This window comes from Streptosporangium saharense, assembly GCF_014203715.1.
Lineage (GTDB): Bacteria > Actinomycetota > Actinomycetes > Streptosporangiales > Streptosporangiaceae > Streptosporangium > Streptosporangium saharense.
The window spans coordinates 99,787-114,818 of record NZ_JACHJP010000006.1 but is presented as its reverse complement, the minus strand read 5'-3'; the positions used below and the strand labels follow the sequence as shown (position 1 = coordinate 114,818).

Annotated in this window: 15 protein-coding genes; 9 read left to right on the top strand and 6 right to left on the bottom strand. The window is 70.7% G+C overall.

Features of this window, described 5'->3' with window-relative positions:
* Positions 1-64: 64 nt before the first annotated feature.
* The gene (locus FHS44_RS26135) at positions 65-763 is read left to right on the top strand and encodes a TetR/AcrR family transcriptional regulator (protein WP_184719224.1); all 699 of its coding nucleotides are present in this window, start codon (positions 65-67) and stop codon (positions 761-763) included.
* Here FHS44_RS26135 and relB read toward each other — a convergent pair.
* On the bottom strand, positions 700-1,026 hold the full coding sequence (gene relB, locus FHS44_RS26130) for a type II toxin-antitoxin system RelB family anti-toxin (RefSeq protein WP_221461327.1): 327 nt from the start codon (positions 1,024-1,026) through the stop codon (positions 700-702). The two genes, FHS44_RS26135 and relB, sit on opposite strands and share 64 nt — an antisense overlap.
* A gap of 362 nt (positions 1,027-1,388) precedes the next feature.
* Here relB and FHS44_RS26125 point away from each other — a divergent pair, with 362 nt between their 5' ends.
* Positions 1,389-1,706: a hypothetical protein gene (locus FHS44_RS26125; RefSeq protein ID WP_184719222.1), complete on the top strand. Its 318-nt coding sequence runs from the start codon at positions 1,389-1,391 to the stop codon at positions 1,704-1,706.
* 11 nt (positions 1,707-1,717) lie between these two features.
* Here FHS44_RS26125 and FHS44_RS26120 read toward each other — a convergent pair whose 3' ends face one another.
* The 3 genes from FHS44_RS26120 to FHS44_RS26110 all read right to left on the bottom strand — a co-directional run bounded on the left by FHS44_RS26120 (position 1,718) and on the right by FHS44_RS26110 (position 3,823).
* Positions 1,718-2,023, bottom strand: coding sequence for a putative quinol monooxygenase (locus FHS44_RS26120; protein ID WP_184719219.1), 306 nt, complete (start codon positions 2,021-2,023; stop codon positions 1,718-1,720).
* A 99-nt stretch (positions 2,024-2,122) separates the two neighbouring features.
* Positions 2,123-2,602, bottom strand: coding sequence for a peroxiredoxin (locus FHS44_RS26115; protein WP_184719217.1), 480 nt, complete (start codon positions 2,600-2,602; stop codon positions 2,123-2,125).
* A 294-nt stretch (positions 2,603-2,896) separates the two neighbouring features.
* Positions 2,897-3,823, bottom strand: coding sequence for a DMT family transporter (locus tag FHS44_RS26110; protein WP_184719215.1), 927 nt, complete (start codon positions 3,821-3,823; stop codon positions 2,897-2,899).
* On the opposite strand from FHS44_RS26110, the gene FHS44_RS26105 reads away from it, so the two are divergent.
* The 7 genes from FHS44_RS26105 (at position 3,822) to FHS44_RS26075 (ending at position 11,825) form a co-directional block, all read left to right on the top strand.
* Positions 3,822-5,219: an aminotransferase-like domain-containing protein gene (locus FHS44_RS26105; protein ID WP_184719213.1), complete on the top strand. Its 1,398-nt coding sequence runs from the start codon at positions 3,822-3,824 to the stop codon at positions 5,217-5,219. The genes FHS44_RS26110 and FHS44_RS26105 overlap by 2 nt on opposite strands.
* A gap of 169 nt (positions 5,220-5,388) precedes the next feature.
* Positions 5,389-5,925, top strand: a complete 537-nt coding sequence (locus FHS44_RS26100; RefSeq protein ID WP_184719210.1) for a CGNR zinc finger domain-containing protein — start codon at positions 5,389-5,391, stop codon at positions 5,923-5,925.
* A 122-nt stretch (positions 5,926-6,047) separates the two neighbouring features.
* The gene (locus FHS44_RS26095) at positions 6,048-6,659 is read left to right on the top strand and encodes a GNAT family N-acetyltransferase (protein ID WP_184719208.1); all 612 of its coding nucleotides are present in this window, start codon (positions 6,048-6,050) and stop codon (positions 6,657-6,659) included.
* A 25-nt stretch (positions 6,660-6,684) separates the two neighbouring features.
* Entirely contained in the window at positions 6,685-7,563 is an 879-nt protein-coding gene (locus FHS44_RS26090; protein WP_184719206.1) for a 1,4-dihydroxy-2-naphthoate polyprenyltransferase, read from the top strand.
* Between the two features lie 120 nt (positions 7,564-7,683).
* Complete coding sequence (locus FHS44_RS26085; protein WP_184719204.1) at positions 7,684-9,048, top strand: purine-cytosine permease family protein; 1,365 nt, start codon at positions 7,684-7,686, stop codon at positions 9,046-9,048.
* A gap of 22 nt (positions 9,049-9,070) precedes the next feature.
* Entirely contained in the window at positions 9,071-10,819 is a 1,749-nt protein-coding gene (locus FHS44_RS26080) for an adenine deaminase C-terminal domain-containing protein (protein ID WP_184719202.1), read from the top strand.
* A gap of 4 nt (positions 10,820-10,823) precedes the next feature.
* Entirely contained in the window at positions 10,824-11,825 is a 1,002-nt protein-coding gene (locus tag FHS44_RS26075) for an adenosine deaminase (RefSeq protein WP_184719200.1), read from the top strand.
* 46 nt (positions 11,826-11,871) lie between these two features.
* Here the strand turns inward: FHS44_RS26075 and FHS44_RS26070 are convergent, their stop codons facing one another.
* Together FHS44_RS26070 and FHS44_RS26065 are read right to left on the bottom strand one after the other, a co-directional pair.
* Positions 11,872-13,392: a malectin domain-containing carbohydrate-binding protein gene (locus FHS44_RS26070; protein ID WP_184719198.1), complete on the bottom strand. Its 1,521-nt coding sequence runs from the start codon at positions 13,390-13,392 to the stop codon at positions 11,872-11,874.
* A gap of 75 nt (positions 13,393-13,467) precedes the next feature.
* On the bottom strand, positions 13,468-15,012 hold the full coding sequence (locus tag FHS44_RS26065; protein WP_184719196.1) for a PucR family transcriptional regulator: 1,545 nt from the start codon (positions 15,010-15,012) through the stop codon (positions 13,468-13,470).
* Between the last annotated feature and the right edge of the window lie 20 nt (positions 15,013-15,032).

Below are 15,032 nucleotides of genomic sequence, written 5' to 3'. Positions count from 1 at the left end.
GGGAAAATTTACGCTCGCTAGAAACTTACTGTCACTAGAGATTTTTATCAACTATAGTCAGCGCATGAGCAGTGAGCCGGGACTCCGCGAGCGGAAGAAGCAGCAGACACGCCAGACGATCTCGGACATCGCCTCGGGGCTCTTCCTCAAGCGCGGGTTCGACAACGTCACGGTCGCCGAGGTGGCCGAGGCGGCGGGGGTCTCGGCGAAGACGGTCTTCAACTACTTCCCGCGCAAGGAGGACCTCTTCCTCGACCGGTTCCCCGAGGCCGCCGAGCTGATCATCAAGGCGATCAGGGAGCGCCCCGAGGGCGAGGAGCCGCTGGCCGCGCTGCGACGCCTGCAGCGGGACCTCATGCGCGCCAACCACCCGTTCGGCACGTTCACCGACGGCTACCGGTTCTTCTGGCAGGTCGTCATCGACTCCCCGTCACTGCAGGCACGGGCCAGGGAGTGGGCGGCCGAGCTTGAGGGACTGCTCGGCTCGCTGCTGGCCGAGGCCACGGGAGCCTCCCAGGACGACCCGTGGCCACGGGTCGCCGCGGCGATGATCGTCTCGGCCTACCGCACGGTCTATGTCACCACCGTGGACAGGGTCCTGGCGGGCGAGCCCGCGCAGAAGGTGGCCAGGGACCACACCGCCCTGCTGGAACGTGCCTTCGACTGCCTCGAACGGGCCCTGGCCCTCCCCGAGGGCCGCTACCTCTCGCCCGCGTGCTCCAGTGGCCCGGAGGGCGGGTCGTCCAGCTCACTGACGACGTAGGTGACCTCGGCCCCGATGGCCAGGGCGTAGCGCCTGATCGTGGACAGGTGGGGATCGCCGCCGAGGCGCTCGAAGTCGGAGACCGCGGGCTGGGTGCGGCTCATGCGCTCGGCGACCTGCGCCTGGGTGAGCCCTCGTGCCCTGCGCAGCCTGACCAGCTCCTCGATGAGCCGCACGTCGCGCTCGGCGGCCCGCAGTTCGCGTCGCGTCTCGGGGGCCTCCGGATCGATCCCGAGCAGCTCGGCGATGTGCGGGTCGATCACGATCAGGCCTCCTCGTATCGGCTACACCTTATGTTCTGGCGTAGCCGAAAGGCCCGCGCCCTCCATGATGCATCGCGTTCCCCGTTCCGCGCTCCCCCGTTTTCGGCCCGTTTTCGGCGGGACCGTACGGCACGCGCGCCCGGCCCTTTCCCGGACGGGAGACCAGAACCGGTTCCCCGGGGAATCAGTCACCCTGGGACAACGGATACGGACGACCGGCACCGAAACGTTTCCGTTGTTTTCTCCGGTCGGCGGGAAATCCGTGGATTTCCTTTCTTGACACCCCGCTCCCCCGCCTAAGATGCTGGCGAAGATGCCATACAGCCGACAGCTATGGTTCGGTGATGAATAATAATTTTGCGGTGGAATGTCCCCCTTGGTGTGACGGCAACCACGACGCTTTCACGACGATCCATCACACGACCATCTGGAAGGGCCTGCACCTCACGATCACGGCCAGCCAGGTCGCGCGCCCGCACTCCTCCGACGAGCGGGACGACCCGTCGATCCTCCTGACGGTGCCCTACGCCAGCACGAAGCCCGCCGTACGGCTCTCGCCGGGCGCGGCCAGGGCGCTGGCGGCGATCATCGAGAAGTCCGACGGGCGGGGCGGCACCGAATACCTGGTGGCGGAGCTACGGCACGCGGCGGACGTCCTGGCCCCCACGGAGACGCGCTGATCGCTGTCCGGTCACTGTCCGGGCAGCTTGGCCGACAGGATGTTCAGCCTGTTGACCGCGGGCGGCTTGGCGAACAGGCGCGACGTCTGCTCCTCAAGGGACTTGGCGATCTGGCCCGACAGGTGGGCCTCCCGGCCCGCCTCGTCGTCGAAGGCGTCGAACACGGCGAAGGTCGTCGGCCCGAGCCGGATCGAGAACCACGCCTTCGTCCCCTCCTCCGCCTCGGCGAGCGCGATCGCCTCCCTGAGGAAGCTCTCCACCTCGTCCTCCTGGCCGGGCTTGGCTTCGAGCAGCACGAACAGTCCCAGGGTGACCATGTATCCTCCCGCCGGTTCAGCGAAGGTCTCGCCGTCTCCCCTCAGCCTGTCCGCCTCATGACCACGGCTACACCGTGTGATCACCCGGGACCTCTAAAATCACGATTCCTGTGCGCGGGCTCGCAGCACCTCAAGGGCCCGGTCGGCGTGGGCCAGCATGCTGGTCTCGCTGTGGATCACTTCGAGCAGCCGGCGGTCGACGTCGATGACGAAGGTCATCCTGCGGGTGAGGAACGGCCCGACCGCGAAGTTGCGGCGCGCGCCGAGCTTGCGGGCCACGACCCCCTCGGGGTCGGACAGCAGGGGGAAGCCCAGGTCGTAGGTGTCGGCGAACTTCCGCTGCCGGGTGACGGCGTCCCGGCTGATGCCGACCGGGCTCGCCCCGACCTCCTCGAACTCCTCCGCCAGGTCACGGAAGTGACAGCTCTCCGCGGTGCATCCCGTGGTCATCGCCGCGGGGTAGAAGAACAGCACCACCGGCCCCTTGGCCACCAGATCGCCGAGCCGCCGTGCCGTACCGGTCTCGTCGAGGAGCTCGAAGTCCTCGACCACGTCCCCGACCCTGGGGCTTCCAGCCATGACCGTCCTCCATCTGTCGCCGAAAGGGCTGTGCCGTCCCGCCCGCGCGTGACCGTGGGAGGGGTCCCGCTGACCGTATAACCGCTCCTCCCGCGCCGGGAAGAGAAGGTGGGGACAATGTTGCCCTCCGGAACGTGAACGGCCCCCGGGAACGACGCCGGAACAATGGGATCACTTTCCGTTCGACAGGTGTGACGCGCCTTTCCCCGGTCTTCTCGCATGTGGTGAATCACTTCGGCCCCGGGAATCCCGCAATTCCGAAGCATCATGAAAAACGCCTTTCCCGGGAATTCCTCAGGAACGCGCCCGCTGGCTCATCGCCACGCACACGAGTACGGCCAGCGCCGCGGCGAGCGTCACCGGGTCGAACGGCTCGCCGAGCAGGAGCCAGGCCCACGCCATGGTGAGCAGCGGCTGGGCGAGTTGGGTCTGCCCGGCCCTGGCGATGCCGCCCATGGCCAGGCCCGCGTACCACGGGATGAAGCCGAGGAACATCGAGATCAGGCTGACGTAGGCGAATCCGGCCAGCGAGACCGCGCTCGGCCGTACCTCCGTGGTCAGGGCGAGCACGACCGTCACGGGCACCGTGAGCGGGGCCGCCACGACGAGGGCGTAGGAGATCACCCGCCAGCCGGGGGTCCGCCTGGCCAGGCGCCCTCCCTCGGTGTAGCCGACGGCGGCCGACAGCAGCGCCCCGACCATCAGCAGGTCGCCGGCGGTGACGTGGCCGCCTCCCCTGCTGACGGTGAAGACCGTGATCGACAGGGCGCCGAGCGCGCAGGCCACCCAGAACAGCGGCCTGGGCCGTTCGCCGCCGCGCAGGACGGCGAAGACGGCGGTCGCGGCGGGCAGCAGGCCGACCACGACGGCGGCGTGGGAGGTGTCGGCCCCGGCGGCCAGGGCCAGCCCGCTGAAGATCGGGAAGCCGAAGACCACCCCCGCGGAGATGACCACGTACGACCCCAGGTGTTCCCTGGGCGGCAGCAGCGGCGCCCTGGCCACCAGCAGGGACACGGCCGCCGCGACGACGGCGACCACGGCGCGCCCGATCGCGACGAGATAGGGGTCGAACCCCTCCATCGCGAAAGCCGTGCCGGGCAGGGAGCCGGAGAAGGACAGCACCCCCAGCCCGGCGAGCAGGGTGCCGCGCCACGCTCCCGTGGAGGGCGGGTGGCCGACCGCTATCGGGCTGGCGAGCGTAGCGCTACTCTTGTCTCTCATGAATGACGATAGCAGTATCGTCCGATTGGCCGCCACGATCAGGGACGAGGCCGAGCGGCTGCGGCCGGGCGACAGGCTGCCGTCGAGCCGCGAGCTGATGCGGATCCACGGCGTGAGCCCGGTGACCGTCTCCAGGGCGCTCAGCAGGCTCGCCGCCGAGGGACGGGTGATCGTCAGGCCGGGCAGCGGCACCTACGTCGCCCCCGTCCAGGCGCGGGTGGAGAGCGCCCCCGACCTGTCCTGGCAGACGGTCGCGCTCGGCGACCGGGTTGTCGACGACACCGACGTGGTCGGGCTGCTCACCCCGCCGCCGGAGGGCGTCATCCCGCTCACCGGCGGCTACCTCAACCCGCTGATCCGCCCCGCGCGGGCCCTGTCGGCGGCCGGTGCCCGCGCGATGCGGCGTCCCGGCGTCTGGGAGGTGCCACCGCTCGGCGGCCTGCCCGAGCTGCGCGGCTGGTTCGCCGGCGAGGTGGGCGGTGACGTGGGCGCCGCCGACACCATCGTGGTCAGCGGCGGGCAGGCCGCCCTCACCCACGCGCTGCGCGCCCTGGCCGCCCCCGGCACCCCCCTGCTGGTCGAGACCCCGACCTATCCGGGGGCGCTGGCCGCGGCGCGGGCGGCCGGGCTGCGGGCGACAGCCGTACCCATGGACGGGGACGGGGTGCGGCCCGAGCTGCTGGCCGAGGCGTTCGCCGTCACGGGCGCGCGGGTCTTCCTGTGCCAGCCGACGCTGCACAACCCGACCGGCGCGACGCTCCCCCTCGACCGGCGCAGGCAGGTGCTCGCGGTCGCGCGGGCCGCGGGGGCGTTCGTCGTCGAGGACGACTACGCGAGATACTTCGCGACCTCCCCGGCGCCGCCGCCGCTGGCCGCGCTGGACGAGCACGGGACCGTGGTGCACATCAACTCGCTCACCAAGGTCCTCTCCCCCAACATGCGCGTGGCGGGCGTCGTGGCCAGGGGACCGGCCGCGCGGCGGCTGCGGGCCAGCCAGATCGTCGAGTCGTTCTTCGTGGCCAGGCCGCTGCAGGAGACGGCCCTGGAGTTCGTCGGCTCACCCGCGTGGCGGCGCCACCTGGACACGCTGGAGGGCGAGCTGACGGCCCGCAGGAACACCCTGGCCGCCGCGCTGACCGCCTCGGCCCCCGCCGCGGAGATCCACCTCGTCCCCCGTGGCGGCCTGCATCTGTGGGTACGGCTCGCACGCCACCTGGACGAGGAGACCGTGGTCGAGCGGGCCAGGCGGGCGGGCGTCCTGGTGAGCCCGGGGCGCATCTACTACCCGGCCGAGCCGCCGGGGCCCAGGATCAGGGTCAGCCACTCAGCCGCGGCGCACCCGGCGGAGCTGACCGAGGGGGTCAGGCGCCTGGCCACGGCCCTCGGCGAGGTCTGAGCGGTCCCGATCCCTGTCCCTGTCGCTTCGTCTGAAGGCGAGGAGAACCCAGTACCACATGACGCCCTCCAAACTGACACCACTGAACACGCTATGACGGTGTCCGGAGGAAAACAACCCCCTATTGACATACAGTGGTTTCGACAGCGTTCCGAAGAGGTGAGTGACCATGGGCAACCCCGCCGACCTGGTGTGTGACTTCGTGAACACCTACGACGTCGAGTCCGCGACCGACTCGATCCCGTCACCCGCCGCGCTGACCGCCTGGCTCGCCAAACGTGACCTGATCGGACCTGCGGACGCGGCTGACGAGACCGACCTGGGCACGGCCGTCGACCTGCGCGAGTCCCTGCGCGCCGCGCTGCGGCACAACCACGACCGCGACCAGGAGGCGGCCGCGCCCAGGTCGTTCCCCGGCCTCGCGCTGCGGGTCACCCTGGCCGAGACGGGGCCGGTCCTCGAACCCGTCGCCTCCGGGATCACCGGCGGGCTCGCCAGGATCGTGGCGGCCGTGATGGACACGCGGGCCGAGGGCATGTGGCCCCGGCTGAAGGTCTGCACCGAGAGCACCTGCCAGTGGGCCTTCATCGACTCCTCGAAGAACCGCTCACGCTCGTGGTGCTCCATGAAGGTGTGTGGCAACCGCACCAAGACCAGGGCATATCGGGCACGGCGCCAGACCGAGACGCAGTCACGTCATCTCTGAGTCTGATTCCCCGATACGGTGTAGGGGCTGCCTCACGGTTCCACCCGCCTGATGCCCGCTCGCGTGGCACGAGACCCGCGAGGCGGCATGTCATGGGCGACGGCAGAGAGGGAGCGGGCCGAATGGCAGACGTAGGCGTGCGGGCGGCTCGGCACGATGATGTCGCCGCGGTGGCGAGCACCCAGATCCGCGCCTGGAAATACGGCTACCGGGACTTCCTTCCCGAGGGGCCACTTGAGCAGATGACCGGCGCGGCGGCCGAGGACCTCTGGCGACGGCAGTGGGACGAGGCGATCGTCTCCCCGCCGAGCAGGCGCCACCGGGTCCTCGTGGCGGTCGAGAAGGTCGTCCTGGACACCGACGCCTTCCCCGCGCTCGGTCCGGGCGGCATCGCCGCCGCAGCGGCACTCCAGGGTTCCGAACGCGTCGTCGGGCTGGCCTCGCACGCCCCCGCGGAGGACCCCGACCTCGACCCGACCACGACCGGCGAGCTGCTGACCTTCCTCGTGGATCCCGACCACATACGGCGCGGCCACGGCAGCCGCCTGCTGAACGCCACGGTCGACCACTTCAGGGAGGACGGCTACCGCACCATCGTGACGTGGGCGTTCGCCGACAACCACGCGGTGCTCGGCTTCCTGGAGTCGGCGGGCTGGGGCGAGGACGGCGCGGAGCGGGTGCTGCACATCGGCCGCACCGTACGGATGGTCCGCCTGGCCACCGACATCAGCTGACCTTCGAGAGGACGTTCGCACAGCCATGGCCACCCCGAGCCAGTGGATCGCCGGAGCCCGTCCGCGCACCCTTCCCGCCGCCGTCGTCCCGGTCGCCGTCGGCACCGGTGTCGCCTTCGGCTACGACGGCGCGGTGTGGTGGCGGGCCCTGCTCGCCCTCTTCGTCGCGCTCGCCCTGCAGATCGGGGTGAACTACGCCAACGACTACAGCGACGGCGTGCGCGGCACCGACGAGGGGCGGGTCGGCCCGATGCGGCTGGTCGGCTCGGGGGCCGCCGCCCCCCGCGAGGTGCTCTCGGCGGCCTTCGGCTGCTTCCTGGCCGCGGCGGTGGCCGGGCTGGTCCTGGTCGTGGTGACCGGGGCGTGGTGGCTGCTCCTGGTCGGCGCGCTGTCGATCGCGGCTGCCTGGTTCTACACCGGTGGTTCCCGTCCGTACGGCTACCGCGCGCTCGGTGAGATCTCGGTGTTCGTGTTCTTCGGCCTGGTCGCGGTGGCGGGCACCACGTTCGTCCAGGCCGAGGCGCTGCCGTGGGTCGCGGTCGTCGCCGCGGTCCCGGTCGGCCTGCTGGCCTGCGCGCTGCTGGTGGTCAACAACCTGCGCGACCTCGTGACCGACGGCCCCGTGGGCAAGCGCACCATGGCCGTCGTGCTCGGCGACAGCCGTACCCGCACGCTCTACTCGGTGTGCCTGGTGCTGCCGCTGGTCATCGCGCTGGCGCTGGTCCCCTGGCAGCCGTTCGCGGCGCTCACCCTGCTCGCCGCCCCGCTGGCCGTCGCGCCGGTCAGGGCCGTCGTCCAGGGCGCGACCGGCCGGGCGCTGATCACGACGCTGCAGCAGACCGGCCGCTTCCAGCTCGTCTTCGGCCTGCTGTTCACCGCGGGCCTGGCCCTGCACGCCCTGTAGCGATCACCTTGGAGACCGGTACATACCGGGCCCCCTGACCTCGTGTTCTCCGACAACGGGAGCACGCCGCACCCCCTGGTTCACTGAAGGTGAATGTCCAGGACACCGGGTGGAGGCGTAGTGGCCGTCGAGCAACGCGGGATCGAGCTGGTCTCGCCGTCCGAGAGGTACGGCAGGCCGCGTGACCTGCTGTTCCTGTGGACCGGGACCACCATGGGGATCTTCACCCTGGTCTACGGGACTGTCGTCGTCTCCCTCGGGCTGAGCTTCCCGCAGGCCGTGCTGGCCATCGTCGTCGGCAACCTGCTGTCCTTCCCGCTGGTCGGCCTGACCAGCCTCCAGGGACCGGCCGTCGGTACCTCGACGATGGCGGTCTCGCGTGCCGCGTTCGGCCCCAAGGGCGCCCGGGCGCTCAGCTTCTTCGGCTGGATCAACATGGTCGGCTTCGAGGCGGGCGGCATGGTGCTGATCACCTTCGCCTCGCTGGCCCTGCTCGACCAGGCCGGGATCGCCTCCCAGGGCGCGGGCCTGAAGATCGGCGTGATCGTCGTCGCGGCACTGGTCCAGCTCGTCCTGCCGCTCGTGGGGCACGCGGCCGTCATGAAGGCGCAGAAGTACTTCACCTGGGTCTTCGTCGCGATGTTCGCCGTCATGGCCGTGCTCGTCGGCCCGAAGGTGCAGGCCATGGCCGGAGGTGGGGCCGACTTCGCCACGTTCACCGTCGCGGTGGCGCTGGTCATGTCGTGCGGCGGCCTGTCGTGGGCCCCGCTGGGCAGCGACTACTCGCGTTACCTGCCCGCCTCGTCGAGTAAGAAGGCCGTCTTCGGCTACGCGGCGCTCGGCGGGCTGGTGCCGTACGTACTGCTGATGACGCTCGGCGCGGCCGTCGCCACCGTGGTGAAGGACGCGGGCGATCCCGTCTCCGGGCTGCCCGGCGCGCTGCCGTCGTGGTTCGTCGTGCCGTACCTTGTGCTGGCGATCGTGACGCTGTTCGCGGTGAACACCACCGACCTGTACTCCTCCGGGCTGAACCTGCAGGCGTCGGGGATCAGGCTGAACCGCTCCGCGGCGGTCGTGCTCGACCTGGTGATCTGTGTGGCGATCACCTGTGTGGCGGTGTTCTCCGACTCCTTCAACACGATGCTCAACACCTTCCTCGGGCTGCTGATCCTCTGGCTGGCCCCGTGGGCGGGCGTCTACCTGACCGACTGGCTGCGGCGCAGGGGCTCCTACGACGCCGAGGGCCTGTTCGCCGCCGAGGGCGGGCCGTACCACGGGCGGGGCGGCATCCGCTGGAACGGCATCCTCGCGCAGGCCGCGGGCATGGTCGCGGCGGCGCTGTGGATCAACTCCGCGGCCTTCACCGGGCCGCTCTCCCAGGCGACGGGCGGCTCCGACCTGAGCATCTTCGCGGGCTTCGCCGTGGCGGGCCTGGTCTACGCCGCGCTCGAACGCCGCCCCGCCCCCGTCCTCGTCCCCGCCTGACAAGCAGAAAGGCCGTAGCCAAATGCCTGACCGCGCCCTGCTCGACGTCGCGTACGGACGACGTCCCGCCGACACGATCATCACCAACGGCGTCCTGGTCAACGTGCTGACCGGCGAGACCTACCCCGCGGAGATCGGGATCAGCGGCTCCAGGATCGCCCTGGTCGGCCCCGACCTGCCCCGGGGACCCGAGACGAAGATCATCGACGCCCAGGGCGGTCACCTCGTCCCCGGCCTGATCGACGGTCACCTGCACATCGAGTGCAGCAAGCTCTCCGTGACGAGCTTCGCCGACCTGGTGGTCCCGTACGGCACGACCAGCGTCGTCTCCGGCCTGGACCAGATCCTGGTGACCGAGGGGCTGCCCGGGGTCAGGGGTTTCCTCGACGAGGCCGCGGCCACCGGCATGCGTGTCTGGTGGGGAGCGCCCGCCAAGGCCCCCTACACCGTCCCCGAGTCGACGGTCGGGCACACCTTCGGTCCCGACGAGCACCGGCAGGTCCACGACTGGCCCGAGTGCGTCGGCGTCTGGGAGACCGTGCAGGAGTTCGTCGAGCACGGCGACGAGGCCGTCATGGAGGCGCTCGAACTGGCAGAACGGCACCGGCTCCCGGTCTTCGGTTGCGCCCCGATGTCCGACACCCGCAGGATCAGCGGCCTGGCCGCCGCGGGCATCCGCCTGGACCACGAGTCGTACTCGGCCCGGGAGACACTGGAGAAGCTCCGCCTGGGTATCTACGCCATCGTGCGGGAGTCCAGCGTCGCCCACTTCCTCCAGGAGAACATCCAGGTGGTCTCCCAGGTCGGCGCGCGCCGGGTGGCCTTCTGCACCGACGACGTGCACGCCGCCGACGTGCTGGCCGCAGGCCACATGGACAAGCTGGTCCGGATGGCGGTCAAGGCGGGTCTCGACCCGGTGACCGCGATCCAGATGGCCACGGTCAACTGCGCGGAGATGTACCGGATCGACCACCTGGTCGGCAGCCTCGCCCCCGGCCGCCTCGCCGACGTGCTGATCGTGGACGACCTCGCCGACTTCCAGGTGCGCGAGGTCGTGGCCGGTGGAAAGCTCGTGGCCAGGGACAACGCCATGATCACACCCACGGCGCCGCCCGTGCGCCCACCGGTGCGGCCCTTCCCCGTCGCCGAGCTGACCGCCGACGACATCGTGCTGCGCGCCCCCGAGGGAGCCTCCTCCGTCACGGCGCTGGCCATGCGGATGAGCCCCGAGCAGGTCTTCGTCCGCAAGCGGCACGACGTCACGCTTCCCGTGGTCGACGGCGTCGTCGAGCCGTCCGTCGAGCGGGACGCGCTCTACATCACGGTCGTCGAGCGGTACGGCAAGACCTCCAACCGGCCGGTCGCCCTGGTCAACGGCTTCGGCCTCACCAGGGGCGCCATCGCCACCAGCGCCGCCCCCGACGACAACAACGTCATCTGCGTCGGCGCCTCCCGCTCCGACATGGCCCTGGCGGTCAACGAGGTCGTCAGGGCGGGCGGCGGCCAGGCCGTCGTCGTGGACGGCGAGGTCCTGCGGCTGCTTCCGCTGCCGGTCGGCGGCATCGTCTCCGACCTGCCCGCGCGGGAGATGGCCGAGGCGGAGAGCGCGCTGGACGACCTGGCCCGCGGCCTGGGCTGCGCGCTGCCCTCGCCGCTGATGTATCTCTTCTTCCTGTCGATCACCGCGATCCCCGACTACGCCATCACCGACCTCGGCCTGGTGGACTGCGTCGAGCTCAAGGTCATCGACCCGATCGTCTCCTGGAGCTGAGAGCATGACCGACTTCATCGCGGGGCTGCCCAAGTGCGAGCTCCACCTGCACATCGAGGGCACCCTCGAACCCGAGCTCAAGTTCGCCCTCGCCGAGCGCAACGGCATCGAGCTGCCCTACTCCTCGGTCGAGGACATCAGGGCTGCCTACTCCTTCGACGACCTGCCCTCCTTCCTCAAGATCTACTACGAGGGCATGGAGGTGCTGCGGACCGAGCCCGACTTCTACGACCTGGCCATGGCCTACCTGCGCAGGGCCGCCTCGCAGAACGTCCGCTACGCGGAGATCTTCTTCGACCCGCAGGCCCACACCTCGCGCGGCGTGCCGTTCGACCTGGTGATCCGTGGCCTGCGCCGCGCGCTGCTCGACGCCGAGCGGCAGCTCGGGATCAGGGCGCAGCTCATCATGTGCTTCCTGCGCGACTTCCAGGCCGAGTACGCCATGGCGACGCTGCTGGAGTCGCTGCCCTACCGGGAGTGGATCGTGGGCGTCGGCCTCGACTCCGACGAGAAGGGCAACCCCCCGGTCAAGTTCAGGGCCGTCTACGAGCGGGCCAGGCAGGAGGGCTACCTGCTGACCATGCACTGCGACGTGGACCAGGAGAACTCCGTCGAGCACATCCGCCAGGCCGTCGAGGAGATCGGCGTCGACCGCATCGACCACGGCGTCAACGCCCTTGAGGACCAGGCGCTGGTCGAGACGATCCGCGAGCGGGGGCTCGGGCTGACCGTGTGCCCGATCTCCAACGGCTACGTGACCGACTCGACGAAGGCCGACGCCATCCGCAGGATGCTCGACCTCGGCCTGCGCGTCACGGTCAACTCCGACGACCCGGCCTACTTCGCCGGGTACGTCCAGGAGAACCTGGCCGTCCTGGCCGAGGAGCTCTCGCTGACCGAGGAGGACCTCGTCCAGCTCGAACGCAACGCCTTCGAGATCACCTGGCTGCCCCGCCACCTGAAGGACGCATACCTCGCCGAACTGGACGCCTACGCCGCCCGCTGAGCCATGGGCCGGAGGCCGCCGCCGGGCGCGGCGGCCTCCGGCTGTCTCACGGCGTCACCGGGACGTTCGTCAGGCCGTTGCCGCCCGTCACCGTGTTGCTCGCGTGGACCGTCGTCACGCAGCCGGCGGCCTGGTTGGTGACGTTGATCGCCAGCCGTCTGTCACCGGTCGCGCCCGTCAGGTCGGAGACGTTGTCGCGGAAGACGGTGCCGCAGCCCCACCCCGGCTGCTGGGTGTGGGTCTCGTACCCGTTGTTCGTGGTGCGCCTGCCCACGTTGCCCTGGACGAGGACGTCGTTGCCCTTCACGTCCACCCAGGAGTCGTCGTAGTTGGCGCCGGTGAGCCCGCCGCCGTCGAAGGTGTTGCCGACGATCCTGGCGCCCGTCGTGCCCTCCTTGATGTCGACGTTCTCGCCGCCGACGTCCGGGCCGATGGTGTTGCCGACGATCTGGACGCGGTCGCTGTTGTCGGTCAGGGTGTTGGCGGTTCCCACGTACACGCCCTCCCCCATGCCCCGGCCGTCGTTGCCGGTGTCGTAGATCGTGGAGTTCCTGATGACGCCGTCGGTGCTGGAGTTACGGAAGTGCACCCCCTCCATGTCGAGGTCGTGCACGGTGACGGCGTCGATGACGACCCCCTTGGCCGCGTCGATCATGATGCCCTTCTGGCCCCCGGTGACGGTGACGCCGGTGACGGTCCAGTGGGAGGCGCCGTTGAGGTGCAGGCCGTACCCGCCGCCCGCCTTGAGGATCGCCCGGGGAGAGCCGGTGAGCGTGACGCGGGCGTCGGGCCTGGCGGCCACGGTGACCTTGAAGTTGCCCGTGTAGGTGCCGTCGGCGAGGTGGATCGTGTCACCGGGCAGGGCCCCGGCGAGCGCCGCCTTGAGCCCCGAGGCCGTCGCCACCTCGACGACCCGGCCACCACCCGGGGAGGCCGTGGGAGACGCTGTGGGAGACGGGGAGGCCGTGGGAGACGGGGTAGGCGACGGGGAGACCGTGGGAGTGGCCGTGGGTGACGGTGAAGGGGACGCCACGGCGGTTACCTCGATGGCGGAGACCGTGGCGTGGTTGGCTCCGCCGTTCGCGCTGAACTGCAGGTTCAACCTGCCGTCGGTGACCGTGACGACGAAGGAGCGGTCGCACGCCGTGAGCCTGCCGCAGTTCGCGTAGATGTCGAAGGCGCTGAGCGCGGTCACCCCCTCGGCCCTGACGTCGAAGCGGCGCTGTCCCACCGCCGTGGCCCAGTCCTCCACCATCTTCAGGGTGACCCGGTAGGTGCCGTTGGGCAGGTCGAGGGCGTAGCCTGCCCCGCCGCCGAAGGCGTTGTAGGTCTGGTACAGCGCGTCGTCCGCGGTGCCCTCGATGGGAGCGGAGGTCTGGCCGACGCCGTAGCGGATGTCGTATCCCCGATCGGCGGCCCAGAGGTCGCCGGAGGAGTCGGTGAGGCCGGGCCCGTTGGCGTCGATCCGGATCGGGAGGGTGACCGTGGCGTCCGCCGCGTGGACGGCTCCCAGCGGGAGCAGCAGGGCTCCCGCGACGGCCAGAGCCCCGGTGAGTCGGTGTCTCATGTGGTCTTTCACGTCCTTCAGGCTGATGAGGGGGGTGAATGAGGACGCATTCGGACACAGGGTAACCCCCGAAGATCAGCGCATCCGCAGGGCCAGCAGGAAGTCCACGCGCTCGTCCAGTGAGGTCAGCGACCTGCCGGTCAGCTCCTCGATGCGCCGGAGCCGGTAACGCAGCGTGTTGACGTGGACGTGGAGCCGGTCGGCGGTCGCCGCCCACCCGCCGGACTCCTCAAGGAAGGTCTCCAGCGTCTCCAGCAGGTCCGTCTGGTGGGCGGCGTCGTACTCCTCAAGGGGGCCGAGCAGCCGCGTCCTGAACGAGCGCCGCAGTTCCCCCGGGATGGCGGCGATCAGCGAGCGGTGTGAGCTGACGTCGGCGCCGGTGATCGCCGAGACCCGGCCCTCACCCAGCTCGGCCAGCGTGCGGGCGTGCCTGGCCTCCTCGATCAGGCTGCTCAGCGTGGCCGGGCCGTTGGTCACGCTGCTGACGCCGATCGTGATCCTGGCGTCGCCGAGCCCGGCCTCAAGGGTGGCCGCCCCGGCGAGCAGGTGCGTGGTCAGCTCCGTCGCGGTGTTGCCCGCCAGCGGCACCAGCGCCACGGCCTGTCCGTCGACGGCGGTCGCCACGCCCGGCGCCAGCGGGCGCAGCAGCTCGTCGAGCACCGCGACCCCCACCTCACCGGCCCGGTCGATCCCCTCGACGGCCAGCGCGACCGCGAGCAGGCCGTGCTCGGTCTCGATGTGCAGGGTGTGCAGCCGGGAGACGACCCCGGGAAGGTTCGCGTCGCCGGAGGCCAGCAGCGTCAGTAGCTGGTCGAGCACCCGGCGCTCGATGCGGTGGGCCGCCTCAAGACGGGAGCGTTCGAGCGCCACCAGGGCGGCCAGCTCGACGACCAGGTCCTCGTGCTCGCCACCCGCCCGGACCTGCTCGCCCGCGTAGGCCAGGAACCAGTTGGCGATCCGGTGCGCTGCCCCCTTGCTGACCGGGAAGACCGACAGCACGGTGCCGTCAGGCTGCGGTGCCGTACCGGGCAGGAAACGGGCCGAGAGGAACGCCTGCGCCAGCCGTTCACCGGCCCCCTCGGGCAGCGGCTGCGAGCCGACGACCACCCGGCCCGTCGCCGAGAGCACCCAGCAGGGCACGTCCAGCTCCCCGGCGACCGTGGTGACGACCTTGCTCAGGCTGCCGCCGTCCACAAGGGTGCTGGCCAGCCTCCTGCGCGGGCCGTACGGCCTGCTGGGGGCGGCGCCGTACTCCTCGATCAGGGCGCGCAGCACGTGTTCGGTGAGCGCGCCGAAGGAGACCTCGACGCCGAGGGCGAGCAGCGGCAGCCCCGCCTCGGCACAGGCGTCCACGAGGTCGGCGGGCGGCACCTTGAGGGCGGTGCCCGAGCAGAGCGCGGCGGCCCTGGCCTCGACCAGGGCGGCGACGAACCGCCTCGCGGAGTCGGGACCGTCGTGCCAGGTCAGCTCGGTCAGGACCAGCTCGGCGGGCTTGAGGAAGCGGCCCGGCTCGATGAGGTCGGTGGTCGTGACGCCACGGACCCGGCGGTCGAGCAGGTCGTGTCCGGTGAGGACCTTCAGTCCCAGGTGATCGACCTGGCACAGGTCCCGCAGGCGCATACCTGCTAGGTTAACCGCCG